The sequence below is a fragment of the Mesorhizobium sp. NZP2234 genome (assembly GCF_013170765.1).
In the GTDB taxonomy this organism is placed as follows: domain Bacteria; phylum Pseudomonadota; class Alphaproteobacteria; order Rhizobiales; family Rhizobiaceae; genus Mesorhizobium; species Mesorhizobium loti_D.
In genome coordinates, this window is the sequence record NZ_CP033364.1 from 2,367,702 (window position 1) to 2,393,816 (window position 26,115).

Genomic DNA, 26,115 nt, shown 5'->3' on the forward strand with positions numbered 1-26,115 from the left:
CGGTTTTCGAGCCGCCCCTTTTATTTCAGCGTTTCTGCATTTGACTTTCATCCAATTCGGCGTCTCATGATGGTGTCGGCCCGGGAGGCTGGCAGCTATGGAGGGACTCATCTTATGGACATGAACACGCTTCTTCCGATCATCATCCAGATCATTACAGGCATCATCGGTGGTCAGGCGGTGGGTGCTGCGATCAAGACCGCGGCGCTTGGGCAGCTGCCCAAAATCCTGGGTGGCGCCATTGGCGGCGTCGGCGGCGCGGCGATCCTGGGCAGCCTGCTCGGCCACGGGGTCGATCCGGCTGCGGCAGCGGCTGCGACGAGCGGCCTGGGCAGCGCGCTCAACCTGCAGAACATCGTCGGCGGCGCCGGCGGCGGCGCGATCCTGACCGGCATCATCGGTGCGGTCCTGGGCGCCATGAAGAAGTAAGGTCCGACGGTCTCAGGTTTGTTCAAATGGGCGGCTTCGGCCGCCCATTTCTGTTTTTCAGACGACTGACTGTTCGTCTTTCGGGGGGTGGACGCGTTTCGCCGGCACCTCTACATCACGCCAAGGATACGAAAGGACGATCATGGGTCAGCTCAATGCCGGCATCGTGCCGGTCACACAGTTTCAGCAGAACTGCACCATCCTGTTCGACATGGACGACAAGCGTGGTGTCGTCGTCGATCCGGGCGGCGACATCGACAAGGTGCTGGAAGTGCTGAAGGACAATGCGATCAGGGCCGAGGCAATCTGGATCACGCATGGCCATATCGACCATGCCGGCGGTGCCATGGAATTGAAGGAGGCGCTCGGCATCGACATCATCGGTCCGCACGAAGCCGACAAGCCCCTGCTCGACAATCTGGAGAACCAGGGCAAGCGCTATGGCATTGTCGGCTCACGCGACTGTGTGCCCGACCGGTTCCTCACCGAGGGCGAGACCGTGTCGTTCGGCGGCCACGTCTTCGAGGTGCTGCATTGCCCCGGCCACGCGCCGGGCCACGTCGTCTACTACAACCGCGCGGCCAAGTTCGCCCATGTCGGCGACGTGCTGTTCCGTGGCTCGGTCGGCCGCACCGACCTGCCGGGCGGCGACCATGCGACGCTCATCGCCTCGATCAAGGACAAGTTGTTGCCGCTGGGCGACGATATCGGCTTCATCTGCGGCCACGGTCCTGGCGGCCGTTTTGGCGAGGAGCGCAGGACCAATCCGTTCCTGACGTGAACCACACCCGGGCGCCCAACAAAAAGCGCTGACCTTGCGGTCAGCGCTTTTTTGTCTGGGGCAGGGAAGCCCTAAGCGCTTTCGCGCTTTGTTTGGTGCAAGTCGTTGTCCCAAAACCGCTGCGCGCTTTTGGGCGACACGCACTCAGTTGGCGGTGCAGAAATGCTGCTCGCCATCATTGCCGGTGAAGGTGCCGGTGCGGGAGTTGAAGGTGCGGTAGCGGTCGGAGCAGTATTCGTACCAGTCACGCGTCCACGGTTCGGCATAGCGATCGGCATAGACCACCCGCGGCTCCGCATAGTAGCGGCGGACCGGAGCCGGGCGGATCCGCACGTCACGATCGTAATAACCGTCATCGTAGTAGCGGTCGGCGTAAGGCGGGGGCTGGTCATTGGCCAGCGCGCCACCGATCAGGGCGCCGGCGGCGAGGCCAAGCACGCCGGCGGCAATGGCGTCGCCATTTCCGTGGTGGCGGTGATGGCGCCACTCATCGGCATTGGCCGCGGGCAGGGCCACGAGCATCGTCGCGGCCATGGCGGCGGACAGCACGGCTGTCTTGAAAATTCTGTTCATCTTGGTCTCCTTCGTACCGGGCCGTGCAGTTTTGCAGGGGATGCGGTCCGGCTTTACCCAAGACTAATATGCGACCGTGGCTGAACGGAGGCTGAACGGATTTCGCCCCGCCTGTCCGAGAGGGCGTCAAGAACCACGCTCCAAATGAGCTGGGCTGCCCTGCTGGAGCCGACAGCGTGAAGCCGCTCAGCCGACAGACAGGTTGACCGCCTTGGGCCCCTTGCCGCGCTTGTCCGGCTCGGTGTCGAATGTTACTTTCTGCCCATCTTCGAGACCGGGAAGACCCGACGCCTGCACGGCCGAAATATGGACGAAGACATCCTTCGCGCCATCGTCCGGCGTGATGAAGCCGAAGCCTTTGGCATGATTGAAGAATTTGACGGTGCCGGTCTGCGGCATGGGAAGCTCCTTTGATCCCATAAACTCCAGTCTCGGGCCGGCAAATGCCCGAGAGGAAATTTGTCCTTTATTTTAGCGTCATCGGCAAGAGAAAGTTTTTTAGGCACTTAGAGCGCCTCACGCTTTAAGCCCTTGTTATGATGCATGTCGTCGATCCAAAGCCGGATCCCTTTGGGGCGGCATGCATTCATGCTGCATCGCGGGCATGAAAAAGGCGCGACGAAAACCGCCGCGCCTTTCAAAATCTGTCCGCGTGCCCAGAGGCTGGGCAAGCTCTGGAGCCTCGTTCGCTCGCCCTCAGGGAAGCGCGGCGCGCCGATGGTTCAAGCAGCGCGGAGGTTGACCGCCTTCGGGCCCTTGCCCATGCGATCCGGCTCGACGTCGAAGGTGACCTTCTGGCCGTCGACGAGCGTGCGCAGGCCCGATGCCTCGATCGCGGAAATATGGACGAACACGTCCTTGGCGCCGCCGTCTGGCGTGATGAAACCGAAGCCTTTGGTCGCGTTGAAGAATTTAACGGTGCCGGTCTGGGCCATTGGGGAAACTCCTTCACCCGTTCAGTCTTTGGTGGTCCTGCCCGCCACCTGGCGTCGAGGGCAGTTCCCGGTGGTTGCTTCGGCAGTCATGCATTGGCGCATGGTCAAACCCCCCGCCGAAAACGGGGCCGTCAGAGATTCACAGTATCGGGGAAAGGTCGTCCAAAACGTTCCGCTCTCCGGGTCGCAAATGCCCGAACACGGAATTTATCGCACGGAAACGTGAAGGTTGCAAGATAGCGCCGCGGGCCGCCACATTGGGCGCATCCCGACGCAAGAATCGACCGATCTGGGCGTCGACCGGCCGCAAATAGGCCTGCTTGCCCGGCCGGTCATCGGCCCACGGACAAGGTCACTCATGGGCCAGCGTTGCCAGCGGCGCGGTCGAATGCCCGCCATGGCCCAACCGCCATTTGCCGTGTGGACAGCCGCGAACGGGGTTGCATTTGAAGGGCGAATGGCGAGGATCGAAATCGGGGATGGGATCGAGGGAGAGATCAGCATGAAATTCCTGGCGTCGGTTTTTTCGAGGCAAGGGTTTGCCATCCTGTTCCTGTCGGCGCTGCTGGCCGCCTGTACCGTCGTCGTCGATGACGGGCCGGGACCTCGTCCACGTCCGCCGCGTCCAGAACCGCAATTCTGCACCAGGCAATACGAGCCGGTCTGTGCCCGGCGCGGCGGCGATCGCCAGACCTTCGCCAATGCCTGCCTTGCCGACCGCGCCGGTTACCGCATCGTGCGCGACGGTCCTTGCCGCGACGGCGGTGGCGGTGGTGGCGGTGAAGAGCAGACGTTCTGCACCCGCGAATATGCTCCGGTCTGCGCCCGCCGCCGCGGCGAGACGCGCAGCTTCCCCAATGCCTGCGAAGCCCGCGCCGCGGACTACCGCATTGTCGGCGATGGGCCATGCTGAGGAGGCGGGAACTCCGTTACTTGTCCACGCCGATATAGGCTTTGCCCTTCAACAGGGCAGCCAGATGTGCCGCATTTGATGCAGCCATCTCGATCATTCCGGTGACCTTTTCGGGGGTCGCCGGCAGGTCGACATAGTTGACGTCGCCCATGGCTTCGCCCACCCAGTAGACGCCGCCATTGGCCGGTATGGTGAAGCCGACATCGTTGAGCGCCTGGAAGCATTCGGCATGGCAATGGTGTGCGCCGTCCTCATTGCCGACGATCGCCACCAGCGCCACCTTGCCGGCAGCCGGCATGCGGCCCTTGTCGTCGGCCTCCTCGAGAAAGGCATCCATGCGCTCCATGACGCGCTTGGCGACGCTGGAAGGCTGACCCATCCAGATTGGCAGGCCAAGAATGAAGATGTCCGCAGCGATGATCTTCGCGCGCAGGTCGGGCCAGTCGTCGCCCTTGCCCATGTCGGAGAGCACACCGGCCTTGATGTCGTGATCGAGGGCGCGCACGACCTCGCCCTTCACCCCATGCGGCTTGAGCGCCGAGAGCAGATCGGCGACGATCTTGTCGGTGGAGGATTTTTCCTTGTCGCCGGAGGCTTTCAGGGAACAGTTGATGGCAAAGGCGGTGAGGGACATTGGCGGCTCCTGCGTGTCGATATGCAGGGTGAACGTCGCGGGCCGGTCGCGGTTGCGCGGCAATGATGCAGGTGTGGCTGCCCGGAGCAGTTCCAGGAAAAGTGTGAACGGTTTTCCGCCCGGAATTGCGTCGAAACCAAAGCGCTAGGCGGCCCTAGACCGGATACTCTCCATCGGCCGGACCGGCATAAAGCTCGCTGCCATGCTCATCCGAAATGCGCAGGCGGTCGGGGATTTGCGGCATGGCCAGGCTATGGAACAGAGCGGCCGCGCCCTGCAGGGCGGCGCGTAGCGTCGGTGCTTCCAGCGACACCCTGTCGAGCGTCGCCTCCTCGGCGTCGCGCGACCGGTAGAACTCGATGACGAAGTTCAAGCAAGCCTCCGTGGCAGGACTTGGCAAGGGCCTCTTTTGTCAGTTCGTCGCCTGCTTGGGAGCAGGGCGCGCGAGGCACCCCAGGCTGTCAGCCCTTGGATTTCGGCTTCAGGCCGCTCTCGGCCTGCTTGACCGACGAGCCGAACGGAGAGGCGGGCTTGGCCACCACCTTGTCCTTCTTGGGTTTGCGTGTTTCGCGGTTGCTGCGCTGTTGGCCCTTGGCCATATTGTCTGCTCCTCGTGCGGGTTGTCTGACGTTGCTGAGGTCTCAGGCCGCCGGATTGTTGCCAACCACCGGATTGCCGGCCGGTTCGAGATTGTCTTCGGTGGTGACCCGTTCGTGGGTCTCCTGGTCACTGCGGATGCGGTATTGCGGCGAGCCGTCCTTGACCGGCAGCCTGCTCTTGATCTCGAACAGTTCGGCCGTCTTGAGGAGGAGGCCGCCACGGCTTTTCATGCGCACGGTCTGGCCGATGGCGAAGAGATGCGAGGGGGTGTCTGTGCGCGGACGCGCATTCTGCTGGAAACGGATCATGCTGCATTCTCCCGGTCGCGCTTCAGCGCGTTTTCGAGTTCGAGGTGGTCGATGGCGACAAGCTGGCTGGTGGCCGGGTTTTTCACCGCCCTTGCCGGCAGGTGAATGAAGGTGGCGACGCGGCGCCAGGCAATGCGTGACACGCCCTCGATCAGTTCTTCGTCCTGATCGATGTCGTAGTCGCCAGCCGGCAACGGTCCTTCCAGCCCGCCGAGCATGAAGGGAGCCGCGAAATGCGCGATGGAATGGGTGGTTCGGTCCGACATTGTCCTGGCCTTGATGTGCCCACGCGTTGGGCGTCACGTAAAACCCAATGCAAAAAAAGCGGGGACAAGCCCCGCTTTCCTATTTCCGGCTATCGCTGGAAATAAGCCTCTTTCGAGAGCTGCCAGTACATCCGTGGTCAGCGTTCATCGAATTCGGCCTGATCAGATCAGTTGCAGATTGGCGGCCGAATCGCGGCCCTTGCCGTCACGCTCCAGTTCGAACTGAAGCTTCTGGCCTTCCGCAAGCCCCGGGAAACCGGCGCGCTCCAGCGCGCTGACATGGACGAAAACGTCCTTGCCGCCATCGGCCGGCTGAATGAAGCCGAAGCCCTTCTGGCCATTATAGAACTTCACGGTTCCGGTGTTCATATGTGTCTTTCGCGTATCGAGAGATCGTCGCGCGGCGAAGGTGCGGCGCGTCCGGTAGCAACGATTTGGAATGAGATTTGGCGGGTCGAGAACCTCTGACGCCGCGAGATGCCAATTCTGGCCAAAACGATGTCCTTTATGTAGATCGATCGGGCGACCACTTCAAGGTGATTCAGGAAATAAACTCGCCGCAGCCGAAAAATAGATCGCTATAGACGTTCAGATATTTCTGCTATGGTTTGGCATATTTCTAAAAATTCTTGAGAGCGCGCTGGGGTATTTTCCCAGTGCTCATATTTTTATTTACTCCGGAATAAGGATAGAACCATGGTTTCCACAAGAAGCTCAAGGGCGAAGACCGTCGCGGTCAATCCCGTCATCAAGCCAATCGCCATACATGCCATTGCCGTTGGCCCCAATGGCCAGCCGATGATCGTCAAGTCGGCACGGCTGACCATCAGAAGCGATGAGGCGGCAAGGCGAACGATCGCCGATACCGATGGCACCGCAAGGCGGGCCAGACAGGTCGCCGAGACCAACCGGCTGATCTGATCGCGTTCAAGGCGATGGAAAGGCCGCGGAACCACACGGAGACTTGAACCCGCCGCGCCAATGGCCTAGATCGCGGGAGGCGGACAAACACGGCAGGTTTCCCATTAACAGAGATCAGAGACGAGCGGCGGGTGCGGGAGCCAGGTCTGGCGCGGGCGGACAGCCGCCGCTGGGCCTCGACCAGTATGTGCAGCAGGCGCTGCAACTGCATCAGGCAGGGCGCCGGCAAGAGGCTGAGTCAATCTACCGGCAGGTGCTGGCGCGTCAGCCCAGACACGCGGCCGCGGCACATTTCCTGGGGCTGCTGCTGCATCAGACCGGACGCAGTGAAGAAGGGCTGGATCTCCTCGAGCAGTCCGTGAGCCTGCAGCCCACGAATCCCGATTTCCTCAACAATTTCGGCACGGTGATGCGCGACCTCGGCCGCGTTGCCGCGGCCATCGATTTCTTCCGTGGAGCGGTCGATCTGCGGCCGGACCAGCTCGCGGCGCGCGACAATCTCGGCTCGTCGCTGAACCAGCTCGGCCAGTTCGAGGAGGCCGAAGAGATTTATCGCGGCACGGTCGCGCGCAATCCATTTCATGTGCGCGCCCGCATCGGGCTTGCCGAAACCCTGCAGGAAGCCGGGCGGCTGGATGAGGCGCTGGCGACTTTTCGCGAGTCGCTGACCATCCGCCCCAAGGATGCCGACCTGCTGCACGGGCTCGGCGTCGGGCTTATGGAAAAGGGCAAGCTTGACGAGGCGGCCGATCTGTTCCGGCAGGCGCTGGCGATCAATCCCGGCATGGCCACGGCCTGGCTGATGCTGACGCAGGTCAAGCGTCAGAAGGAGCGCGATGCCGAATTGGCCGGCATGGAAGCCCAGCACGCCAAGGCGCCGCAGGACAGCCTGGCACGCATGCAGCTGTCCTTCGGCCTCGGCAAGGCCAATGACGATTTGAAGGACTACAACAGGGCCTTCGATTATTTCGCCGAAGGCAATGCCATTCGCCGCAAGGGCATCAATTACGATCCCGTCAGGACGCGTGCGGATTTCGAGGCGATGAAGACGGTATTCGATGCCGGGTTCTTCCAAAGGCACAGACCGAGCCCAATCACCGATGACGCGCCGATCTTCGTCGTCGGCATGCCGCGTTCGGGCACGACGCTGGTCGAGCAGATCATCGCCAGCCATCCGAAGGTCTATGGCGCGGGCGAGCTCAGCATCTTGAAGAAGGCGGTCGGCAAGCAGTTCCCGTCGACCATGCCGGGTGGCTTCCCCTGGGGTGTATCGGACGTGGACGATTCGGATTTTGCCGAGGCAGGCCAAGCCTATCTCGACATGCTGCATGCCCGCTATCCGCATATCAGCCACGTCACCGACAAGATGCCGGGCAACTTCCTGCTTATCGGCTTCATCCACATGATGATGCCGAAGGCCAGGATCATCCACGTCGCCCGCGATGCGGCGGCAACCTGCCTGTCGATCTACAAGGTGCATTTCCGGGGCGACAGCCACCGCTACGGCTACGACCTGGGCGAACTCGCAGATTTCCACAATCTCTACACCGATATCATGGCGCATTGGCACAGCGTTCTGCCCGGCGTCGTGCATGATGTGCGCTACGAGGATTTCGTCGCCGATCAGGAAGGGCAAAGCCGGGCCCTCATCGACTATCTCGGCCTGCCATGGGACGATGCCGTGCTGTCCTTCCACGATACCGACCGGCCGGTGCGCACGGCTTCCGCCGCGCAGGTGCGCCAGCCGATGTATCAAGGCTCGGTCGATCTGTGGAAACGCTATGGGGATCGGCTGAAGCCGCTGCTCGACAAGCTAGGCTGATATTGAGGTGAGGCCGGCCTGACCTCAATCCAAACCTACCTTGGGGCCGAGCAATTCAAAGCTCTATGAACGGCTTGAAGCCGCCGAAGATCATGCGCTTCATATCGAAGGGCATGGGGCCCAGATCGGGTGTCAAACGCGGGTCGGCCATCACCTTGGCCATCACCGCATCGCGGCTTTGCCTGGATTCATAGACCGCCCAGGCGAAGACGACGATCTCGTCGTCCGTTGCCTGGACGGCACGCGGAAACGAGGTCACCTCGCCATAGGGCACGTCGTCGCCGATGCATTCGACATAGGCCAGCGCGCCGTGTTCCATCCATATGGGGCCCGCGAGGTTGGCGAGCTTCTTGTAGTCGTCGAGTTTGGCTTTTGGAACGGCCAGCACGAAACCATCGACATAGGACATGATAAACTCCTCTGTTGAAAAATGAGCGCCGGGTCGGCGGGGGTACGACCCGGCGCGGTGAGCGCGTCAGCCCTGGCGGGCGACGCCTGCTCGCCAGGGAACCCTATTTCACCGGCGCGTTCATCGCCCAGGCGACGCCGAAGGGATCCCTCACCTGGCCCCAGCGGTCACCCCAGAACATCACCTGCAGCGGTGTCGCGATCTCGCAGCCGGCATCGACGGCGCGTTGCCACCAGGCGTCGATATCGTCGTTGTCGAGATGGAGCTGCAGCGTATAGCCCTGCGCATCCTTATGCGGGTGGCCGTGTTCGGGATAAGCATCGCCCAGCATCAGCGTCGAGCCGTTGATGTGGAGATGGATGTGCATGGTGCGGCCTTTTTCGTCAGCCGGATAGGCAAAGACTTCCTCGGCTCCAAAGGCCTTCTTGTAGAATTCGGCGGCCTTGATGGCGCCGTCGACCTGCAGATAGGGGGTCAGTCCGCCAAGCACTTCGGCTCGTGGTGGGGTCTGGTCGGTCATGTCTTGCTCCTCTTTGCATTTGGCTTGGCCTTGCAAAGCCTAGGACGCACGAGGTGACGGCAATTCTACATGGCCGCGAAAATTTTTTTAGCGGGCCGGGCCCGGGCAGGCCGGACGACTGGAGGTCTTGAGCGACAATCGCATGGACAGGCTGGCCGCGGTCATATGACCTTGGCCGTGAAGGTGGTTGCACGACGGCTGTTCTGCGCGTCGAAGAGTTCCGGAAAGCCGATGTCCTTGCGCAGTTCGGCTGGCAGCGAGAGCAGGATGCGTTCGCTGCGATGGCGGGCTCGTGCTGCCGCATATTGGGTGGCGATGCGACCGATGGATGAAAGGACGGACATGACAAGGTTCTCCCTGGGTTGATGCCGGCATCATCGTGTAGGCATCCCAAGGACGAGGCGGGTTCAGGCGATCCGACAGGTCGTCGAAATTATTTCAGCTGACCGAGGCGGCCAGCGCCGTGTCGTAATATTCCACCATCTCGATGACCTTGCCGTCGCGCAGGGTCCAGAAGTTGGCGGCGCGCATGACGAATTCCTTGCCGGTGGTTTTTCGCGTCAAATGGATTTCGACCTGCGCCGCGACCTTGTCGCCGCCGTCGATAATGTCCACCGGGACGAAGTTCCGGTATTCGAAATCACCGTCGAGCCCCATGAGGCGGGCAAGGAATTCCTGCTTGCCGTTGCCCGTGCCGATATAAGGCGCCTGCGGTTCGGCGACCCAGCGGAAGACGACGTCGTCGGAGCAGTGGGCCAGCGCGCCCACGATGTCGCGTTTCGCATAGGCATCATAAAGGGTCTTGACGACGTCCACCCCGCGCATGACCGGTCTCCTCCCTCGGCTTGCGAAACCCTGAGGATGCGCCTTTTTCGGCTGGCGGGAAAGTGCGGGCCGGCAAGCTCGAATGCCGGCCCGGCCAAGGGCATCGCCTTCAACCACCCGCGTCAGCCACTTGGCGGAAAAAGTCCTCGGGGTCCTCGACCTCGGTCAGGCGCCGCTTCTCGATCAGCCAGAAGCGGTTGCCGATGGCGCGGATGAAGGAGCGGTCGTGCGAGGCCAGGACGCAACTGGCCTGGTGCTTGAGCAGTTCTTCCTCCAGCGCTTCCTGGCCATCGATATCAAGATGGTTGGTCGGCTCGTCGAGCAGGTAGAAGTTGGGGTTGGCGAGCCTCAGCGCCAGCATCATCAGCCGCGCCTTCTGGCCGCCGGACAGGACGCCGATCTTTTTCTCCTGCATCTCGATGACCACGCCGGCGCCGGCAAGCAACGAGCGGGCGCGCTGTTCGCCAACATCATAGCGGCGCGACACCATCGCCAGCGGCGTGTCGTCGCCGCTGATGCCCGACAGCGCCTGGTCGCTGTAGCCGAGCACCGTCGACGGCGTCACCTTCACATTCGCGATCGTGTCGGGCTCGACGACGGCGTTGCGGATCAGGCCGACGAAGCGCGATTTGCCGACACCGTTGCGGCCGAGCAGAATGATGCGGTCGCCCTGGCAGATATGGCGCTTGCCGGTCCTGAACAGCAGCGTGCCGTCCGGCGTTTCCACCGCCGCGTCGTCGAGCGTGATCAGAACCTTGGCGTGGGTGCCGCGATTGGCCAGTTTTATTGCGCCGGCCGATTTCTCGCGATGCGCCGATACCGCCGCCTCTTCCAGCTTTTCCGCCCGTTCCTTGAGCTGCCTGGTTTTCACCGTCAAAAGGTCGCTGCCGGAATTGATGCCGATGTTGTTGAGCTTGGCGGCTTGCTTTCGCAGCTGCTGGACGACCTTCATGTCACGTTCGAACTTGCGTGCCGTCGAGGCGTCGACCTCGTCGAGCGCCTGCCTGGCGCGGGAGTAGGGCAGCGCAAACACCGGCGATTGTTCCGGCCGCAGGAACAGCGTCCGGTTGGTGGTGGCGTCGAGGAAGGCGCGGTCGTGGCTGGCGATGATAACAGGCACTTCGCGCGGCAGGGCGTTCAACCAGCTTTCCAGCTGGCTGATGCGGGCAAGGTCGAGATGGTTGGTCGGCTCGTCGAGCAGCAGCACGTCGGGATCGGTGACCCAGACGCGGGCAATCAGCGCCAGCCTCTGCCAGCCGCCGCTCAGCGCCCGCATTTCCCGTTCGCGCATCGGCTCGGGCACGTCGAGCGAATCCAGCACCACGTCGACGCGCCACATCTCGCTGTCGGCCTGCTCGGGGGGCAAGGCATCGGCAACCACCTGATGGAAGGTGCGTCCAAGCAAGGCAGGGGCAACGGCCTGCTCGACATGGCCGACGCGCAGGCCGCGTGTGCGGGTGATGTCGCCGGAGGTCGGTTCCATCTCGCCGGTCAGGCATTTCAGCAAGGTCGACTTGCCGCCGCCATTGGCGGCGACGATGCCGAGCCGGTCGCCAGTGCCGATGGTGAGGTCGAGGTGAGCGAAAAGCGGCGCACTCATGGTGACGCCGAGGGATTTGAGGCTGATCAGGGCCATTGGATTCCGCTTTTTGGTTGGCGCATGATCCTTTCCGAAAACCATCCGGGTTTTGGGGTCATGCGCTCTTGCCGGAGACACCTCCGGATGCACTTTGACGGTGCGCGTGCTGGCCATCAGGCTCGGCGTTGCGCACCACGAAGGGCAGACCAAAAAATCGAAGCGGGAAAAAACCCGGACCGTCCCTGGTCAGCCCTGCAAGCTAGCTCGCAGGGCAGAAATCGGGCCACGCTGACGATGGTGACGATGAAACGTAAACACGTGAGCCCTCCTTTCAAGACGTTCGAGTGTGTGGAGCGATTACACCAAAGGCAGGGGTGGAGGCAAGTGGAGCGAAGTTTCCTTCTCCGACAACGGGAGAAGGGGAAGAGCGCTACCGCCCCGGCCGCCCCGTCTTGCCCGGCCGGCGCTTCTCTCTGCGGGCATCGCCTGGATCCTCGTAGGAGCCAATGCCGGCGCGCTGGCGAACGATTGGTTTGGCGGAATCGTCGCCTTCCTTCGCGGCCCCCTCTGTCCTGCCGGCCCTCGCTTGGGCGGAGATCGGCTGGGGCTTTGCCGGCATCTTTCCCTCGACCGGCTTTTCGGTGCGCCGCACCGTCATCTCGTCGAGCGAGTTTTTCTTGAACAGCGGTTTGACCGGCTCGCCGGGAATGCCGAAATCGGAGCCGTGTGCTTCCTGGGCGGACTGTTTCTTGAACAGCGAGCGCGACACGGCACCTGCCGGCGTCGGCATGTCGGTGCCCGGGCCCATGTCGTCAATCGATGGCTTGGCGAAGAGCGGCTTCTTCACCGGCACGGCGCCATCGGCGCCCATCTCGTCAAGCGCCGGCTTGCGGAAGAGGTTGGGCCGGGCCGCCTTGGCTGCCTCTTCGGTGGCGCGCGCTTCGTCGAGCTTCCGGAACCGCTCCTGCTCCTCCGCCGTACGGTGTTTGGCAACGCCCTTGTTGTGCTTGCCCTTTTCGCGGCCCGAGACCGGGCTTTCCATGTCGGCGTATTTGGCAAGCGGGTCTTCGGAGATCGAGAGTTCCATCTCGCGCAGACGCTTGATCTCGTCGCGGATGCGCGCGGCCTTCTCGAAGTCGAGATTGGCGGCGGCGTCGCGCATCTGCTTTTCCATGGCGTCGAGATGGGCCTTGAGGTTGTTGCCCATCATGGCGCCGGCGCTGTCGGTGAACTGCGAGATGTCGGCGCGGACGTGGTCCTTTTCGTAGACCGAGTCGAGAATGTCCGAGATGCGCGACTTGACCGATTCCGGCGTGATGCCGTTGGCCGCGTTCCATTCCATCTGCTTTTCGCGGCGGCGGTTGGTCTCGGCCATCGCTCGCTCCATCGAGCCGGTGACCTGGTCCGCATAGAGGATGACCTTGCCGTCGACGTTGCGGGCGGCGCGGCCGATGGTCTGGATCAGCGAGGTCTCCGAACGCAGGAATCCTTCCTTGTCGGCGTCGAGAATGGCGACGAAGCCGCATTCGGGAATGTCGAGGCCCTCGCGCAGAAGGTTGATGCCGACCAGCACGTCGAAGGCACCGAGGCGCAAATCGCGCAGGATCTCGATGCGCTCGAGCGTGTCGATGTCGGAGTGCATGTAGCGCACGCGCACGCCCTGCTCGTGCAGGTATTCCGTCAAATCCTCGGCCATGCGCTTGGTCAGCACCGTGACCAGCGTGCGATAACCGGCGGCCGTGGTCTCGCGGATCTCGCCGACGACATCGTCGACCTGGCTTTTCGCCGGGCGCACCTCGACCGGCGGATCGATCAGGCCGGTCGGGCGAATGACCTGCTCGGCGAAGACGCCGCCGGATTGTTCCATTTCCCAGCTGCCAGGTGTCGCCGAAACAGCGACGGAGAGCGGGCGCATGGCGTCCCATTCCTCGAAGCGCAGCGGCCGGTTGTCCATGCAGGAGGGCAGGCGGAAGCCATATTCGGCCAGCGTCGCCTTGCGCCTGAAGTCGCCGCGATACATGCCGCCGATCTGCGGCACGGTGACGTGGCTTTCGTCGATGAAGACCAGCGCATTGTCGGGAATGTATTCGAACAGGGTCGGCGGCGGATCGCCCGGCTGGCGGCCAGTGAGGTAGCGCGAATAGTTCTCGATGCCGGCGCAGGAGCCGGTGGCTTCCAGCATTTCGAGGTCGAAACGGGTGCGCTGCTCCAGCCGCTGTGCTTCGAGCAGGCGGCCGGCCCGCTCCAGTTCCACCAGCCGGTGCTTGAGTTCTTCCTTGATCGACTTGATCGCCTGGTTCAGCGTCGGGCGCGGCGTCACATAGTGCGAATTGGCGTAGATCTTGACGCTCTTCAGCTCGCCGGTCTTCTGGCCGGTCAGCGGGTCGAACTCGGTGATCTGCTCGATCTCGTCGCCGAACATAGAGATGCGCCAGGCGCGGTCTTCCAAGTGGGCCGGAAAGATCTCGATCGTGTCGCCGCGCACGCGAAACGAGCCGCGCACGAAATTGATGTCCTGGCGCTTGTATTGCTGGGCGACGAGATCGGCGAGCAAAGCGCGCTGGTCGAGCCGGTCGCCGATCTGCATCTGGAAGGTCATCGCCGTATAGGTCTCGACCGAGCCGATACCGTAGATGCAGGACACCGAGGCGACGATGATGACGTCATCGCGCTCGAGCAGAGACCGCGTCGCCGAATGGCGCATGCGGTCGATCTGCTCGTTGATCGAGGATTCCTTCTCGATGAAGGTGTCGGTGCGCGGAACGTAGGCTTCCGGCTGGTAGTAGTCGTAATAGGAGACGAAATACTCCACCGCGTTGTCGGGAAAGAATTTCTTGAACTCGGAATAGAGCTGCGCGGCCAGCGTCTTGTTGGGCGCCAGGATCAGGGCGGGGCGCTGCGTCTCCTCGATCACCTTGGCCATGGTGAAGGTCTTGCCGGAGCCGGTGACGCCAAGCAGCACCTGGGTGCGGTCGTTGTTTTCGACGCCTTCGACAAGATCCTTGATCGCGGTCGGCTGGTCGCCGGCCGGTTCGAAATCCGACACCATCTTGATGGTGATGCCGCCCTCGGACTTTTCCGGTCGGGCGGGACGGTGCGGTGTCCACAACACACCGTCCTTGTGCAGCGGATTGCCGGATTCGATCAGTGCCGACAGAGCGGCGACCGTCGCCGTGACGCCGCTCGACGTCATCGTCTCGGCTTCTTCCAGCGAAACATCGAGGCCGGCGACCGGATTGAGGCCCGCCGCCGCGCGTTCGCGGGCGGTGGCCGCGCCGCCCATCGAGGTGCCACGCGCCGTGCGTCCGGGCGTGGCGGAGCGTTCGGGGATCTTCTTCGACTTGGCGCTTTCCCTCCCCCTCGAGGGGAGGGTGGCGGCAGAGCCGCCGGGTGGGGTCGGTTCGACCGGGCTCGGCGCTCCAGCGGTGCCTTCCGCGGCGACCCCCTTTGTCGCCTTTGGCGACATCTCCCCCTCGAGGGGGAAGATTAAGGGGCGCCCTTCGCGTTCCGCCTCCTGCTCGATCTGCTCGGCCCAGTCGGCGATTGAACCGCTCAGCGGCGTGCCCGAGAGTTCAGGCTGCGGCATCTCGGCGAAGCCGCCCCTGTGCAGCGGTTCCGAGGCGTCGAGGAAATCTGTCAGTGGGCTGCGCCGCTTCGGCGCGGCGCGGTCGTCCGCCGTCGGCGGCGTTCTTTTTTCGGGGGATTTGGCCATGACCCGAATATGGGAGGTCTTGGTGAAAATGGAAAGAGCGCGATGTGGCAAGCCGCATGCCCCGACGCAGCTCCTGACAGAAGGCTGTCAGGAGGAGGCAGTGCCAGGGATTGCCTGCGTGTCGCGGTCAGGCGCCGCGTGCGTTGTCCGCCGCCACGCGGGTCGCCGATCCGTTCAGGCGCGGCACCACGACGAGCCGCGTGACCTTGCCCTTCTTGAAGGCGGCGAGGAAGCGGGCATAGTCCCTGAAGACGACACAGCCATTGGACTCGGCGCGGCCGCCGCGCAGCATGTAGGTGTGGGCGAGCAGGCCGTTGCGGTTGTACTTGTTGCCGCCATTCACCGGTGTCAGGCGTATGGCCTCGACACCATGGAAGCGGGATTCGCGCAGCGACAGATTGTAGGTGTTGGGCGGCGTCGGGCCGCGATCCTTGACGTCGACATAGCGCGGCTGGTCGACCATGGCGCCGAGACCCGAATGTGCCTCGAGCCGCTGGCCGTCGGGCATGTAGACGGTCTTGGCGCTGATGTCATAGACGGCGACGCCGTGGCCGGCTCCGCTTCCGGCGCTCGGCCCGTTGAACAGGTTCCTGAACGCCTGGCCGAGGCCGCCAGAGGGCGTATCCGGCCTGGCATAGGCCAGCACGTCGCCGCCTTCGCCAGACCGGCCGGCGCGGGCTGGCCTTGCCGGCTGGGCTTGCTGGACCGGCCTTGCCTGCGGCGCCGGCTTCTGCTGGGCGAGCTTGGGCTGGGCAATCCTGGGCTGCGGCGCCGGCTCATCCTGTTCCACGGCCTTGGGTTGCGGCGCGTCATATTGCGGGCGACGGGTCGGCAGCGGCACGTCGTCGGTCAGCGCATCCGGCAAGGAGGCGGCATCACCGGGCTGTTCCTGCTGGGTCTCGACAGGCGCAACCGCGACATCGGCGGAGGATTCGGTCATCGGCAGCGGCGAGGCGAATGCTTCGTCCTCGACGGGCATCGACTGCACGAGGGCCAGCGCCAGTTGCGCATTGTCAGGCGTCTCCGACTGGGCAAAGCCCATCGGCGCGGGCGCGGTCTGCACGACAACCGAACCGGTATCGGCAGGAGCGAAGCGTTCCGCCGCTGGAGCCGGCATGTCATCGGACAGGCTGGCCATGACCTGAACGGAAGGCACCAGCGAGGCCTCGGTAATCCGCGGCGCGGCCTTGGAAATCACCGGGCGGGCGTCGGCCGTGGCAACAGGCTTGCCGGCACCGGCAAGGGCGGCGGCAAGCTTGGTCGGCGACAGCGACGCTTCCACGCGTTCGAAACGCTCCTGCGCTTTCGACTTCACAATTGGCTGTTCCGGTTTTGCCTGCGCCACCAGGCGTGCGGATTTCTTCGCCAGCGGGCTCACGCGGGCCAGCTTGAAGCAACTGGCGCCGCATTGCACGGCATGATCGTGCAGCGCCTGCGCGCCGCCATGGGCATTGGCGAGCACGAAAGGCGCCGAGGATATGAGGAAATGCTGCTTCAGCGGATCGGCCAGCGCCAGCGAGCCAGGCATGGACAGCGTCTGCGGCAGGCCGCCCGATGTCGCCGACAACGAGGCGCCCACGGAACTGAGGCCGGCCATGGTGCCGACCAGCCAGAGGCCGACGGCAGCGCTGACACCGGGCACCGCGACCCAGCGGACGAGCCGTTGCGGGTTGAAGGAAGGGGTGCGAGGCGCATCGACGAACTCGCCGCCCTCGCGCTGGTCCCGGATTATTTTTCGTTTACTCGACAACGCCATGCAACCAATCTTGCTCCAATCGGTTTTCCCCGTACGTGGCCTTGTCAGCCGCGACGACCATTCTGCGAGTGATCCCAGGTGGTCCCCGACGCGTTTGCCGCGCCTGTCGTTGGTTGCCGATTGCTTCAAAATATGGACAAAGTTGGTTAACCAATCCCTCTCAAAACCAACCAAGAGACGTGGACTTTGTGCCAAAAAAGGCTCGTCCACGATCATGCACGCGGTATTGCAGCCCTTCCGAAGCAAGTTTGCTGCCTGTTTTTGACGGCCGAGTCAAGCGAAACAGCCTGCGCCAAATCAGCAAAAAGCCACCCGGGATCATGCTGGGTGAGGGGTGGTTGCCGATCGTTTCGGCCGAAAAAGACCCTGTCGATCGGCCGACTGTTGCCCTCCTGCCACAAAATCCTGAGCCCGGCGGCTGCCTTCCGGCGGCCATTGACTCGTTTTGGGAGGCGGTGCAATCGGATTAAAGTGCTTGGTTTTGGGGTGGCAAAGGCCACTTTTGGAGGCTTTTTCCATGAAGCGTCGCGACTTCTTGGCGCTGTCGGCGGGTGCTGCGGCGTTTTCCATTCTTCCGGCCTCGGTCAGGGCCAATGTGCCGGTTCCCTACGACCGCAACGCCGAACTCCCATTCAATGACAAAAAATCGTTCATCGACTGGATGGTGGCCAATCGGGGCGAGGATCCGAAGTTCCTGGCCGAGCGATTCGATCGCTTCCAGGTCATGGTCTACAACAAGGACGTGCTGGACGACCGCAACAAGCGTGCTTTCCTCGCCACTCCGCGCGAGGAATTCGTGCTGCCGCAGAATCTCGCGCGAGCCTATGATCATGCCTTCCTCGACATCGGCTACGGCGTGACCATTTCCGGCCCGCATCTCGTCGGGCGCATGACGACGGCTATCGATGTGCAGTTTGGCGAAGCCGTGCTCGAGGTCGGCACAGGCTCCGGCTACCAGTCGGCCTATCTGGCCAATCTCACCGACAAGGTACACACGATCGAGATCATCAATCCGCTGGCACAGCGCACCCGCCGCACCTATGACGCGCTGATTGATCGCGGATACAGCGTGTTCGGCTCCGTCACCAGCCGCAGTGCCGACGGCTATTATGGCTGGGAGAGCGTCGGCCCGTTCGACAAGATAATCGTCACCTGCGGCATCGACCACATCCCGCCTTCGCTGCTGCAGCAGCTCAAGCCCAACGGCGTCATGGTCATTCCGGTCGGTCCGCCGGGCGCCCAGCACGTGCTGAAGGTGATCAAGCAGCAACTCGCCGACGGCACGTTCAACATCGTCCGCTCGGACATCTACAATGGCAAGGTGGTGCCGTTCGTGCCGTTCACCAAGCTGGAAGGCGACCAGATCGTCGGCACGCACAACGGATGAGTTGCCGCGCCGGTCCAAGCCTGTTGGGCTGAACCGCCGCATCAAGGGGCTTGAATGACGGCTGTCGTATCGACCTCCCGGCCAAGCATCGCCTCGCTCGAGGCGCCGCGGTTCGCGCACTATTTGGCGGTCGGGCTGATCGCCGGCGCCATCATCGCGCTGCAGATCGCGGTGATGCGCGTCTTCGCTGTCGGCAGCTGGTCGCATTTCGGCTCGCTGGTGGTCAGCCTCGCCATGCTCGGCTTCTCGCTGTCCAGCGTCGTCATCTTCGCCGGCAAGGGCTGGTTCGATCGCCATTGGCAAGTTGCCGCCACGGCGGCCCTGCTGCTGATCGGCCCGCTCGCGGTCGGCTCCAACCTCATTGCCCAGACAGTGCCGTTCAACGCCATCTTCCTGATTTCCGACCCCGAGCAGAAGTGGCGACTCCTGGCGAATTTCCTGCTCTATCTCCTGCCGTTCCTGGCCGGTGCCTTCTTTCTCGGCATCGTCTTCCTGAAAAGCCGCACCGCCTTCGGCCGCGTCTATTTCGCCGACCTTACCGGTTCGGGGCTGGCCGGCCTCGTGGTTCTGGTGTCGCTTTATCTTTTCGCGCCGGAGACCATCATCGTCGTGCCGCTGCTTTTGTGGGCAGCCGGGGCGCTGCTGTGGTTCCTCGCGTTCGGTGCCTGGAAGAGTGTCGTCGCCGGCGTGGTCGTCGCGGCGCTGTCGATATCAGGCTATCTCATGCTGCCCGGCCTGCTCGGCATCCCCGACATCGCCGTGTCGCAGTACAAGGGTGTCGCCTATGCCCGCAACTTCCCGGACGGCAAGCGTATCTACCGCAGCGTCTCGCCCTTCGGCGACCTGCAGGTCTATGCCAGCTCCTACATGCATTTCGCGCCGGGCCTGAGCGACAACGCCGCCTTCGGCATGCCCGAGGTTCCGGCCAACACCTATGTCGGCATGTATCGCGACGGCGAGGGGCCGGAAGGTATCATGCGCAATCTGGCGCCGGCCGAGCAGGTCTATTTCCGCTACCTGCCGATGCACTATCCCTATGTCATCAAGGACAAGCCCAAGACATTCGTCGTGCAATTCGGCGGCGGTATCTCGACGCAGGCCGCGCTCAATGCCGGATCGACCTCGGTGACCGTCGCCGAGAGCAACCCGATGACGTTGCGGGCGTTCCGCGATCCGGTGCTGAAGGACGTGACCGGCGACATCCTGGCCGAGCCTCGGCTCAAGGTGATCGACTATGACGGGCGGCTGTTCCTCGCCAACACGACAGAGCGCTACGACGTCATCGACCTCAGCCTCGCCGACAGCGTCGGCCTGTCCAATCCCGGCGGCTTCGCCATTTCGGAGAAATACGCCTACACGCATGAGGCGATGCTGAGCTACATGCACGCCCTGGCCGATGGCGGCGTGCTGTCGGTGACCTTGTGGAACAAGGAAGAGCCGCCGAAGTCGGTGCTGAAGCTCTATGCGACCATCGCCGAGGCCGCCAGGACGTTCGACAGCCAAGGCGCGGCCAACGACATCTTCGCCGTGTCGAGCTACCTGTCGACGACAACGGTGCTGTTCAAGCGCGGCGGCTTCACCGAGGCCGAGATCAAGACGCTGCGGGACTACACGAGGTCGATGTCCTGGGAGGAAGTCTATTATCCGGGAATGGCTTATGACGGTTCGGGCGCGCAAAAGGTGCTCGATGATTACCGTGCCTCGATCTTCGGCAGCGGACAGGACGCGACGCTGACGCTGCCCGCCGCCGATGCGACCGCGCCAGCCGACGCTACCGGGCCTGCAAACCCCGACTGCGATCCGACGGCACCCGCCGATCCGACGCTCGATGCCTGCGCGGGCGCCGGCGGCGAGGCCGGCCCGCAGGTGTTGCCGGCGACGGAACTGCAACGCATGACCTGGCATGCGCTCTTGACCGGTGGCTGGCAGAAGCTTGCCAACGATTATGTCTTCGACGCACGAGCGCTGAGCAACGACCAGCCCTATTTCGCGGCCTATGTGAAGGTCGCCGACCTGCCGCGCACGCTGGACCGGCTCGACCTGTTCCAGGACGATTGGGGCTACCTGCTGATCTGGGCGACGCTCGGCATCACCTGCATCACGGCCGCATCGCTGGTGCTGCTGCCGGTCATCTTCGGCTGGCGCATCGTGTTCTCGCGCTCGCGCGGCAAGCTCGGCACCATCCTCTATTTCGCCTGTCTCGGCCTCGGCTACATCATGGTCGAGGTCGGGCTGATCAGCCGCTTCACCGTGGCGCTCGCCAATCCGACCGTGTCGGCCTCGGTGCTGATCTCCTCGATGCTGGTGTTTTCCGGGCTCGGCAGCCTGTTCGCCGAGCGCATCTTCGACCGCGCCAGGACGCTGCTGCCCGTCGTGCTGCTGGCGGTCTGCGTGCTGCTCTTCGCCTATGGCTTCTATCTGTCGCCGGTGCTCGACCGGATCGGCGCCTATCCCTATGCGGTGCGGCTGCTGCTCTGCTTCCTGCTGGTGTCGCCGCCGGCCTTCCTGATGGGCATGCCGATGGCCATCGCCATGACCTGGCTGGCGCGGCTCGGCAAGGAGCATCTGTTCGTCTGGGCCTGGGGCATCAATGGCTGCTTCTCGGTCATCGGTTCGGCCGCTGTGCCTATCATCGCCACCAGCTTCGGGCTGAGCGCCGTGCTGCAATGGTCGGCGATCGCCTATCTCATCGCCATCCCGGCCTTCTTCGCCGTGCTGTTGCCGTCGAAGGCGCCTGATGTGCGGCTGGTGGCGGCCTGATGCCGGACCGGCGCGCCATCGTTGCCGGACTGCTGGCCACGGCGGCGTTTCCTGTGGCAAGCCAGGGGGCGCGCTTGCACAAGGCCATCTCGACCATCGTGCCGTTCAAGGCGTCACCCTTTCCCTACCGGGGCAAGCTGCCCGACGGCTCCGCGCCGTTTCTCGACGTGACGGCGGCGGACGGAAGGCGCGGTCACACCTCGCCGCGCGGCGGCATCTATTGGGAGAACGAGACCTATTCCGACCGCTCGACGCTGCTCGCCGTGCCAAAAGGCTTCGATCCGGCCAAGCCGGCGGTCATTGTCGTGTTCTTCCACGGCAATGGCGCCACCTTGCAGCGCGATGTGGTCGGTCGCCAGCGTGTCGTCGCGCAGGTCGAGGCCTCCGGCCTCAACGCCGTGCTGGTGGCGCCGCAATTCGCCAGCAACGCGCAGGATTCCAGCGCCGGCAATTTCTGGACGCCGGGCTATTTTGCGGAGTTCATGGCCGAGGCGGCGCAAGGCCTGGCCAAGCTGACCGGCGCCAAGGTGGCGAAATTCGACGCCATGCCGGTGGTGCTGGTCGCCTATAGTGGCGGCTACAATCCCGCCGCCTTTATTCTCAGGAATGGTGACGTCGGCGACCGGTTGCTCGGCGTCATCCTGCTCGACGCCGTCTTCGACGAGGCCGACATCTTCGCCAACTGGGTCGCGCGGCACCGGAAGCGTTTCTTCGTCAGCGCCTATGGCAAATCCTCGGCCTCCGGCAATGCCGAGATCAGGCAGTTGCTGGCGGGCCAGGGCATCAACGCCAGTTCCGATCCGCCACGCCGCCTCGAAGCCGGGACGGTTGTCTTCCTTGCCTCGGACGCCGCCCACGATACGTTCGTCACCCGCGCCTTCGTCGGCAATCCGGTGCAATGGCTGCTTGCCCGGCTGTCTGGATTCCAGCGCTAGATTTGGAGGTTTCAGTTCCCGGCCATGCTTCTGACCGCCATCGTCATTGCCCAGATATTGGACCCGCTCAGGATTCTGCTGGTCGGGATCGCCTATTTCCTCAGCCGGGTGGCCAAGCGGCCAAATGTCGGCTGGCTTGGGTTGCTCGTGGCGATTGTCGTCATCGCCGCCGGATTTCCGTTCGTGATATTCGGCCAGTCCGGCGACATCGCCTGGACGACCGCTGCGATCGGCGTGATCTCGAACGCGCTCATTGCCGGCGCGGTGGCCGGGCTTCTACGGCTACAGCGGCTGTTTTTCTAAAGGGCGTCGGGCGATAGAGTTTCACCGCGGCAGGGCGCCATCGATGCCGGCGCCGGCCGCCGCCAGAAGCGCCGCCGCCACCGTCGCGGCGCTGCGTGCTTTCGGGCCGTGTTCGGGCCAGGCGAGGCGGCGCCTGATGGTCAGGGCCGGTACTTCGCGCGCGATCTCGATGAGATGGCCAGCGTCCAGATGGCGGCGCAGCACCAGTTCGCTGGCCAGCAGCGCACCCATGCCTGCAATCGCCGCTTGCGCGGCGATGATGGTCAATCCGAAGCTCGGACCCTGGTCGATGTCCTTCCTTTGCCGCGCCGCAGCAACGAACCAGTCCCGCCAGTTGGGGTAGACATCGTCGCCCATCATCGGGTCGATATGCAGCAGCGGCATCCTGTCCAGCACTTCGGCCCTGTCCGGCCCGGCACGATCCTGGACCAGCGTCGGTGCGCAGGCGGGGATGACCCGCTCGGTGAAGAGGTCGAGTGCGGCGATATCAGATGCCGATCCCTTGCGATAGCTGATGGCAAGGTCCACACCTTCCTCGGCCATGGCATCGAGCGCAACGGAAGCGACGATGCGAACCTCGAGCCGCCCCAAGGCCGGCCGCACCATGGCCAGGCGCGGCGCCAGCCAAAGCGAGGCGAAAGACGGATCGGCCGAGATGGTGAAGGTTTCGGCCTGTCGTTCGAAGCGCAGCCGGCGCATGCCGGAGGCCAGCGCATCGAAGCCGCGATCGATATCGGGCAAGACGGCCTCGGCGGTACGGGTGAGCACGATGCCGTTGCCCTCGCGCCGGACCAGCTTGACGCCCAGCCGTTCTTCCAACTGCCGGATCTGGTGGCCGATAGCGCCGGGCGTGACGCCCAGATCCTCGGCCGCGCGCGTCAAGCTGCCGGCTCTGGCGGCGGCCACCAGCGCCCGCAACCCCGATAGCGGTAAATCCCTAAGCGTCGTCATGTTTTGAATTTAGCTCAAAGCTTGGAGAAGGGAACTCGTTTGATTACGGGATTTTCCTTGCCTAGGCTGGTCGAAGGAATTCAACCGCAGGGGACGCCAGATGCTCGACACGCCAAAGCAACAGCAAAGACATGCCGTCGCGCCGATCCGCGCCATGCGCGCGGAAGGCGCACGCATTGCCGTCGAACTGGCGGACGGCCGATCGGCAAAACTCTCGACGCGCTGGCTGCGGTTGGCCTGCGAATGCGGGCAATGCGGCGACACCGCCTCGGGCAAGAGGTGGCTGACGCCCGCTGATGTCGACAAGGCAATCCATGCGGAAAGTTTCGATGTCTCCGTGCCGGGGCTGGTCACGGCCATCTGGCAGGACGGGCATGTGTCGCATTACGATTCGACCGTCCTGGCGGGTCATGCCGGCGGCTCGGGTCCGGCCCGTTTCCGGCCGCAACTTTGGAATGACGATCTCACCGCACGGCTCGGTCGCTTCGCCTTCGACGCGGTGGTCGCGAATGACGAAGCGCTGTTCCAGTCGCTCCGGGCGCTAAGGGACAATGGCATCGCGATGCTGACCGGCGTTCCGGCCGAGACGGAAGCAACGGCGCGGGTCGCGGGCCGCTACGGGCCGATCCGCGAGACCAGCTACGGCAAGGTGTTCGATCTCATCTCGCGGCCCGATGCGCGGGTGGCGGGCGAGACGGCGCGGGCGCAGATCCCGCACACGGACGAGCCGTTCCGCTACGCGCCGCCGGGCTTCATCTTCTTCCACGCCATCCGCACGGGCGCCGGCACCGGCGGCACCTCGCTGATGGTCGACGGCTTTCATGTGGCCGAACTGATGCGGACGCGCACCCCCGACCTGTTCGATCTCCTGACGCGGCACGGCGTTACCTTCCACCGCGAACATGAAGGCGAGGTGTTGTTCAGCGCCGAGGCGCATGTCATCAGCCTAGATGCCGCAGGCGCGGTCACCGGCATCCGCTACAATGACCGCTGCCTGGCGCCGCAATGGGCGCCCCTTGACCGGATCGATGGGCTGATCGAAGCGCTTGCCGAACTGACGCGGCTGATCCGCGATCCCCAGAACCAGTTCCAGCACCAGTTGCAGCCGGGCGAAGTGCTGGTCTTCGACAACCAGCGCGTCCTGCATGGCCGCAGCGCCTTTGATCCAACGCTTGCGGTGCGGCATCTGAGAAGCTGCAACATCGACCGCGACGGTGTGCACAGCGCCTTTCGCTCGCTGGCCAGACGGTTCGCGCCCGAGGAGGCCGAGGCGGTGCTGTATCAGGGGGCGATTTTTTGAGGCGCATTGATATTCAGGTGATGCCGGTCTGCAAACGATGGTTTCCTGCGCTTCCGGTGCTCACGTACCCAAAAGTACGCTTCGCTCCGGTTCTCGGAACCCACCGTTTTCGACTCGGCCTGACCTGAATCTCAACACGCCTTGCAGCGCGCTCCTCTCGACTTGAGATGACTTCTCTCAGTTGAACCACAGCGCGAACGTCAAAAATCCGCCGCCGCCGAACTCGCGCTGGATCTGGTCGAAATCCTCGCTGGTCAGGATCCTGCCGCTTTCGAGGTAGGGCGCGATGCCGGGGCCGGTGATCGACAGCATCAGGTCGAAGTTTTTCGGTTCGTCGAAGAAGCGATTCATGTTGATGCCTTTGCCGGTGATGCGGAAGTGCGGCAGCAGCGCACGGCCCTCGAGCAAATCCTCGGCCATGGTCAAGGCGGCGAGCCAGGCTTGAACCTGTTCCTCGCCGACTTCGAGGCCCGTCAGCGGGTTTGCACCCTTCTGCTGCGGGCCGGGCAGCCATTCGCGGTCATTGTCGGTCTCGGCGCGGATCGCCTTCCAGTCCTCGCGCGACAGCCGGATCATCTCGAGCAATTCCTGGCGCGCCGCCTTGCGGCGTTCCGGCTCGACCACCGGCCAGTTGATCATGTGCACCATCGAGATGAAATCGGCGATGCGCCATTCCGAGGAGAAGATGTTCGAGCCCATCTCGCTCGGCGGGGGCACGAGAATATCCTGCAACGGCAGCCTGGCGCGCGGGAACAGCATGTGGAAGGAGCCGTCGAAAGTGTTTTTGAAATCATGCGCCAGCCAGAAATCGGCCTGCGCCATCAGGAACTCGGCATAGCCCTGCAGCCAATAGCCGTCGGCGCGGTCGAAGCGGAAGGTGAGCGCGGGTGCGCTATCGCCTTGCGAGATGCTGCCACGCGACAGCGCGGCCATGATCGCCGCCATGCTCTCATCCGGGGCGATGGTGCCGTCCTCGTTGAGGTCGATGCCGACATGGGTGAGGTCGATGACCATGCCGATATCGGCATCGGCCGGCACCGAGCCCAGCGTGGTGGCGGATTTTTCCAGCCGGTCGCGGAAGGTGACCAATATGGCGCGGAACTGTTCGTAGGTCAGCGGCTCGGGGTTCGGATTGGGCCGCACCGGCAACTGCATCAGCGGCAGCATGAAGGATTGCGGGCTTTCGAAACCGTGCCGGTGCAAACCGCTGGCGAGCAATTCAAGCGCCGTGAAGAATTCGCCGGCGCCGGCGGCATAGGCCGATGCCGGATCTTTCGGTGCGGCCGCCTCCAGCGTCGACAGGGCGCTGTCGCGCGCCGCCACGGTCTTGGCCTGGAACAGTGCGGTTGCCGCTTCGGGCATGGCCGCGCCGGCGGAAGACAAGGGCAAAAGCACAATGAAGGCGGATGCCAGCAGGCTCGAAATTCGGTTCATCTTTTCCCCCAAAACTATGTGTCGCGCCGAGCAAATATACACCATTTGCGGCGTCGCGCCCG

General features: G+C 63.7%; 28 protein-coding genes. 10 read left to right on the forward strand and 18 right to left on the reverse strand.

Going from position 1 to position 26,115, the window contains the following annotated elements; all coding sequences use genetic code 11:
• Positions 1 to 114: 114 nt before the first annotated feature.
• Together EB230_RS11600 and EB230_RS11605 are read left to right on the forward strand one after the other, a co-directional pair.
• Complete coding sequence (locus tag EB230_RS11600) at positions 115 to 429, forward strand: hypothetical protein (RefSeq protein ID WP_056578928.1); 315 nt, start codon at positions 115 to 117, stop codon at positions 427 to 429.
• A 142-nt stretch (positions 430 to 571) separates the two neighbouring features.
• Positions 572 to 1,210: an MBL fold metallo-hydrolase gene (locus EB230_RS11605; RefSeq protein WP_056578925.1), complete on the forward strand. Its 639-nt coding sequence runs from the start codon at positions 572 to 574 to the stop codon at positions 1,208 to 1,210.
• Positions 1,211 to 1,354: 144 nt separating this feature from the next.
• Here EB230_RS11605 and EB230_RS11610 read toward each other — a convergent pair whose 3' ends face one another.
• The 3 genes from EB230_RS11610 to EB230_RS11620 all read right to left on the reverse strand — a co-directional run bounded on the left by EB230_RS11610 (position 1,355) and on the right by EB230_RS11620 (position 2,718).
• Positions 1,355 to 1,783 (reverse strand): BA14K family protein, encoded by a 429-nt coding sequence (locus EB230_RS11610; RefSeq protein ID WP_056578922.1) that lies wholly within the window; start codon positions 1,781 to 1,783, stop codon positions 1,355 to 1,357.
• Positions 1,784 to 1,969: 186 nt separating this feature from the next.
• On the reverse strand, positions 1,970 to 2,182 hold the full coding sequence (locus tag EB230_RS11615) for a cold-shock protein (RefSeq protein ID WP_008877668.1): 213 nt from the start codon (positions 2,180 to 2,182) through the stop codon (positions 1,970 to 1,972).
• A gap of 323 nt (positions 2,183 to 2,505) precedes the next feature.
• Complete coding sequence (locus EB230_RS11620; RefSeq protein WP_006202520.1) at positions 2,506 to 2,718, reverse strand: cold-shock protein; 213 nt, start codon at positions 2,716 to 2,718, stop codon at positions 2,506 to 2,508.
• A 502-nt stretch (positions 2,719 to 3,220) separates the two neighbouring features.
• On the opposite strand from EB230_RS11620, the gene EB230_RS11625 reads away from it, so the two are divergent.
• Positions 3,221 to 3,631 carry a Kazal-type serine protease inhibitor gene (locus EB230_RS11625; RefSeq protein ID WP_172372345.1) on the forward strand — a complete coding sequence of 137 codons (411 nt, stop codon included), beginning with the start codon at positions 3,221 to 3,223 and terminating at the stop codon, positions 3,629 to 3,631.
• Between the two features lie 16 nt (positions 3,632 to 3,647).
• On the opposite strand, the gene EB230_RS11630 is transcribed toward EB230_RS11625, so the two are convergent.
• The 6 genes from EB230_RS11630 to EB230_RS11655 all read right to left on the reverse strand — a co-directional run bounded on the left by EB230_RS11630 (position 3,648) and on the right by EB230_RS11655 (position 5,808).
• On the reverse strand, positions 3,648 to 4,265 hold the full coding sequence (locus EB230_RS11630; RefSeq protein ID WP_172372347.1) for an NAD(P)H-dependent oxidoreductase: 618 nt from the start codon (positions 4,263 to 4,265) through the stop codon (positions 3,648 to 3,650).
• 154 nt (positions 4,266 to 4,419) lie between these two features.
• Complete coding sequence (locus EB230_RS11635) at positions 4,420 to 4,638, reverse strand: hypothetical protein (RefSeq protein WP_056578918.1); 219 nt, start codon at positions 4,636 to 4,638, stop codon at positions 4,420 to 4,422.
• A gap of 88 nt (positions 4,639 to 4,726) precedes the next feature.
• On the reverse strand, positions 4,727 to 4,864 hold the full coding sequence (locus EB230_RS11640) for a hypothetical protein (RefSeq protein WP_171883285.1): 138 nt from the start codon (positions 4,862 to 4,864) through the stop codon (positions 4,727 to 4,729).
• 42 nt (positions 4,865 to 4,906) lie between these two features.
• On the reverse strand, positions 4,907 to 5,173 hold the full coding sequence (locus tag EB230_RS11645; RefSeq protein ID WP_056578914.1) for a hypothetical protein: 267 nt from the start codon (positions 5,171 to 5,173) through the stop codon (positions 4,907 to 4,909).
• Complete coding sequence (locus EB230_RS11650) at positions 5,170 to 5,439, reverse strand: hypothetical protein (RefSeq protein ID WP_056578911.1); 270 nt, start codon at positions 5,437 to 5,439, stop codon at positions 5,170 to 5,172. The genes EB230_RS11645 and EB230_RS11650 overlap by 4 nt, the downstream gene beginning before the upstream one ends.
• A gap of 162 nt (positions 5,440 to 5,601) precedes the next feature.
• Entirely contained in the window at positions 5,602 to 5,808 is a 207-nt protein-coding gene (locus tag EB230_RS11655; RefSeq protein ID WP_056578908.1) for a cold-shock protein, read from the reverse strand.
• A 327-nt stretch (positions 5,809 to 6,135) separates the two neighbouring features.
• Between EB230_RS11655 and EB230_RS11660 the strand changes: the two genes are divergently transcribed.
• A complete protein-coding gene (locus EB230_RS11660) occupies positions 6,136 to 6,360 on the forward strand; it encodes a hypothetical protein (protein ID WP_056578905.1) in 225 nt (74 codons plus the stop codon).
• 187 nt (positions 6,361 to 6,547) lie between these two features.
• The gene (locus EB230_RS11665; RefSeq protein ID WP_172372349.1) at positions 6,548 to 8,182 is read left to right on the forward strand and encodes a sulfotransferase; all 1,635 of its coding nucleotides are present in this window, start codon (positions 6,548 to 6,550) and stop codon (positions 8,180 to 8,182) included.
• Positions 8,183 to 8,237: 55 nt separating this feature from the next.
• Here the strand turns inward: EB230_RS11665 and EB230_RS11670 are convergent, their stop codons facing one another.
• From EB230_RS11670 to EB230_RS11700, 7 genes are all read right to left on the reverse strand, one after another.
• The gene (locus EB230_RS11670) at positions 8,238 to 8,591 is read right to left on the reverse strand and encodes a DUF1428 domain-containing protein (protein WP_056578899.1); all 354 of its coding nucleotides are present in this window, start codon (positions 8,589 to 8,591) and stop codon (positions 8,238 to 8,240) included.
• A gap of 103 nt (positions 8,592 to 8,694) precedes the next feature.
• Positions 8,695 to 9,111, reverse strand: a complete 417-nt coding sequence (locus EB230_RS11675) for a glyoxalase/bleomycin resistance/extradiol dioxygenase family protein (protein ID WP_172372351.1) — start codon at positions 9,109 to 9,111, stop codon at positions 8,695 to 8,697.
• Between the two features lie 161 nt (positions 9,112 to 9,272).
• On the reverse strand, positions 9,273 to 9,455 hold the full coding sequence (locus EB230_RS11680; protein WP_056578894.1) for a hypothetical protein: 183 nt from the start codon (positions 9,453 to 9,455) through the stop codon (positions 9,273 to 9,275).
• Positions 9,456 to 9,549: 94 nt separating this feature from the next.
• The gene (locus tag EB230_RS11685) at positions 9,550 to 9,936 is read right to left on the reverse strand and encodes a nuclear transport factor 2 family protein (RefSeq protein WP_056578891.1); all 387 of its coding nucleotides are present in this window, start codon (positions 9,934 to 9,936) and stop codon (positions 9,550 to 9,552) included.
• A 109-nt stretch (positions 9,937 to 10,045) separates the two neighbouring features.
• Positions 10,046 to 11,572 (reverse strand): ABC-F family ATP-binding cassette domain-containing protein, encoded by a 1,527-nt coding sequence (locus tag EB230_RS11690; RefSeq protein ID WP_172372354.1) that lies wholly within the window; start codon positions 11,570 to 11,572, stop codon positions 10,046 to 10,048.
• Between the two features lie 373 nt (positions 11,573 to 11,945).
• Positions 11,946 to 15,227: an excinuclease ABC subunit UvrB gene (gene uvrB / locus EB230_RS11695; RefSeq protein WP_246738934.1), complete on the reverse strand. Its 3,282-nt coding sequence runs from the start codon at positions 15,225 to 15,227 to the stop codon at positions 11,946 to 11,948.
• 127 nt (positions 15,228 to 15,354) lie between these two features.
• Positions 15,355 to 16,983, reverse strand: coding sequence for a DUF2778 domain-containing protein (locus EB230_RS11700; RefSeq protein WP_172372356.1), 1,629 nt, complete (start codon positions 16,981 to 16,983; stop codon positions 15,355 to 15,357).
• A 517-nt stretch (positions 16,984 to 17,500) separates the two neighbouring features.
• Here EB230_RS11700 and EB230_RS11705 point away from each other — a divergent pair.
• The 4 genes from EB230_RS11705 to EB230_RS11720 are packed head-to-tail and all read left to right on the forward strand — an operon-like array spanning position 17,501 to position 22,368.
• Entirely contained in the window at positions 17,501 to 18,370 is an 870-nt protein-coding gene (locus EB230_RS11705) for a protein-L-isoaspartate O-methyltransferase (protein ID WP_172372358.1), read from the forward strand.
• A gap of 54 nt (positions 18,371 to 18,424) precedes the next feature.
• Positions 18,425 to 21,130 carry a hypothetical protein gene (locus tag EB230_RS11710; protein WP_172372360.1) on the forward strand — a complete coding sequence of 902 codons (2,706 nt, stop codon included), beginning with the start codon at positions 18,425 to 18,427 and terminating at the stop codon, positions 21,128 to 21,130.
• Positions 21,130 to 22,065, forward strand: coding sequence for a hypothetical protein (locus tag EB230_RS11715; protein WP_056578877.1), 936 nt, complete (start codon positions 21,130 to 21,132; stop codon positions 22,063 to 22,065). Before EB230_RS11710 ends, EB230_RS11715 begins: the two co-directional genes overlap by 1 nt.
• Before the next feature lie 24 nt (positions 22,066 to 22,089).
• Positions 22,090 to 22,368: a hypothetical protein gene (locus EB230_RS11720; RefSeq protein ID WP_056578874.1), complete on the forward strand. Its 279-nt coding sequence runs from the start codon at positions 22,090 to 22,092 to the stop codon at positions 22,366 to 22,368.
• 21 nt (positions 22,369 to 22,389) lie between these two features.
• Here EB230_RS11720 and EB230_RS11725 read toward each other — a convergent pair whose 3' ends face one another.
• Entirely contained in the window at positions 22,390 to 23,319 is a 930-nt protein-coding gene (locus EB230_RS11725; RefSeq protein WP_081295143.1) for a LysR substrate-binding domain-containing protein, read from the reverse strand.
• Between the two features lie 100 nt (positions 23,320 to 23,419).
• Between EB230_RS11725 and EB230_RS11730 the strand changes: the two genes are divergently transcribed.
• On the forward strand, positions 23,420 to 24,619 hold the full coding sequence (locus tag EB230_RS11730; RefSeq protein WP_172372363.1) for a TauD/TfdA family dioxygenase: 1,200 nt from the start codon (positions 23,420 to 23,422) through the stop codon (positions 24,617 to 24,619).
• A gap of 177 nt (positions 24,620 to 24,796) precedes the next feature.
• Here the strand turns inward: EB230_RS11730 and EB230_RS11735 are convergent, their stop codons facing one another.
• Positions 24,797 to 26,053, reverse strand: a complete 1,257-nt coding sequence (locus tag EB230_RS11735) for a hypothetical protein (RefSeq protein WP_172372365.1) — start codon at positions 26,051 to 26,053, stop codon at positions 24,797 to 24,799.
• Positions 26,054 to 26,115: the final 62 nt, after the last annotated feature.

What these genes read in the sequence shown, in the direction of transcription:
- EB230_RS11670 (WP_056578899.1), bottom strand. Translation starts at nt 8,591, where the DNA reads ATGTCCTATGTCGATGGTTTCGTGCTGGCCGTTCCAAAAGCCAAACTC.
- EB230_RS11650 (WP_056578911.1), bottom strand. Translation starts at nt 5,439, where the DNA reads ATGTCGGACCGAACCACCCATTCCATCGCGCATTTCGCGGCTCCCTTC.
- EB230_RS11655 (WP_056578908.1), bottom strand. Translation starts at nt 5,808, where the DNA reads ATGAACACCGGAACCGTGAAGTTCTATAATGGCCAGAAGGGCTTCGGC.
- EB230_RS11610 (WP_056578922.1), bottom strand. Translation starts at nt 1,783, where the DNA reads ATGAACAGAATTTTCAAGACAGCCGTGCTGTCCGCCGCCATGGCCGCG.
- EB230_RS11620 (WP_006202520.1), bottom strand. Translation starts at nt 2,718, where the DNA reads ATGGCCCAGACCGGCACCGTTAAATTCTTCAACGCGACCAAAGGCTTC.
- EB230_RS11630 (WP_172372347.1), bottom strand. Translation starts at nt 4,265, where the DNA reads ATGTCCCTCACCGCCTTTGCCATCAACTGTTCCCTGAAAGCCTCCGGC.
- uvrB (WP_246738934.1), bottom strand. Translation starts at nt 15,227, where the DNA reads ATGGCCAAATCCCCCGAAAAAAGAACGCCGCCGACGGCGGACGACCGC.
- EB230_RS11640 (WP_171883285.1), bottom strand. Translation starts at nt 4,864, where the DNA reads ATGGCCAAGGGCCAACAGCGCAGCAACCGCGAAACACGCAAACCCAAG.
- EB230_RS11735 (WP_172372365.1), bottom strand. Translation starts at nt 26,053, where the DNA reads ATGAACCGAATTTCGAGCCTGCTGGCATCCGCCTTCATTGTGCTTTTG.
- EB230_RS11705 (WP_172372358.1), top strand. Translation starts at nt 17,501, where the DNA reads ATGAAGCGTCGCGACTTCTTGGCGCTGTCGGCGGGTGCTGCGGCGTTT.
- EB230_RS11675 (WP_172372351.1), bottom strand. Translation starts at nt 9,111, where the DNA reads ATGACCGACCAGACCCCACCACGAGCCGAAGTGCTTGGCGGACTGACC.
- EB230_RS11725 (WP_081295143.1), bottom strand. Translation starts at nt 23,319, where the DNA reads ATGACGACGCTTAGGGATTTACCGCTATCGGGGTTGCGGGCGCTGGTG.
- EB230_RS11680 (WP_056578894.1), bottom strand. Translation starts at nt 9,455, where the DNA reads ATGTCCGTCCTTTCATCCATCGGTCGCATCGCCACCCAATATGCGGCA.
- EB230_RS11685 (WP_056578891.1), bottom strand. Translation starts at nt 9,936, where the DNA reads ATGCGCGGGGTGGACGTCGTCAAGACCCTTTATGATGCCTATGCGAAA.
- EB230_RS11730 (WP_172372363.1), top strand. Translation starts at nt 23,420, where the DNA reads ATGCTCGACACGCCAAAGCAACAGCAAAGACATGCCGTCGCGCCGATC.
- EB230_RS11715 (WP_056578877.1), top strand. Translation starts at nt 21,130, where the DNA reads ATGCCGGACCGGCGCGCCATCGTTGCCGGACTGCTGGCCACGGCGGCG.
- EB230_RS11700 (WP_172372356.1), bottom strand. Translation starts at nt 16,983, where the DNA reads ATGGCGTTGTCGAGTAAACGAAAAATAATCCGGGACCAGCGCGAGGGC.
- EB230_RS11645 (WP_056578914.1), bottom strand. Translation starts at nt 5,173, where the DNA reads ATGATCCGTTTCCAGCAGAATGCGCGTCCGCGCACAGACACCCCCTCG.
- EB230_RS11600 (WP_056578928.1), top strand. Translation starts at nt 115, where the DNA reads ATGGACATGAACACGCTTCTTCCGATCATCATCCAGATCATTACAGGC.
- EB230_RS11660 (WP_056578905.1), top strand. Translation starts at nt 6,136, where the DNA reads ATGGTTTCCACAAGAAGCTCAAGGGCGAAGACCGTCGCGGTCAATCCC.
- EB230_RS11605 (WP_056578925.1), top strand. Translation starts at nt 572, where the DNA reads ATGGGTCAGCTCAATGCCGGCATCGTGCCGGTCACACAGTTTCAGCAG.
- EB230_RS11690 (WP_172372354.1), bottom strand. Translation starts at nt 11,572, where the DNA reads ATGGCCCTGATCAGCCTCAAATCCCTCGGCGTCACCATGAGTGCGCCG.
- EB230_RS11615 (WP_008877668.1), bottom strand. Translation starts at nt 2,182, where the DNA reads ATGCCGCAGACCGGCACCGTCAAATTCTTCAATCATGCCAAAGGCTTC.
- EB230_RS11625 (WP_172372345.1), top strand. Translation starts at nt 3,221, where the DNA reads ATGAAATTCCTGGCGTCGGTTTTTTCGAGGCAAGGGTTTGCCATCCTG.
- EB230_RS11720 (WP_056578874.1), top strand. Translation starts at nt 22,090, where the DNA reads ATGCTTCTGACCGCCATCGTCATTGCCCAGATATTGGACCCGCTCAGG.
- EB230_RS11710 (WP_172372360.1), top strand. Translation starts at nt 18,425, where the DNA reads ATGACGGCTGTCGTATCGACCTCCCGGCCAAGCATCGCCTCGCTCGAG.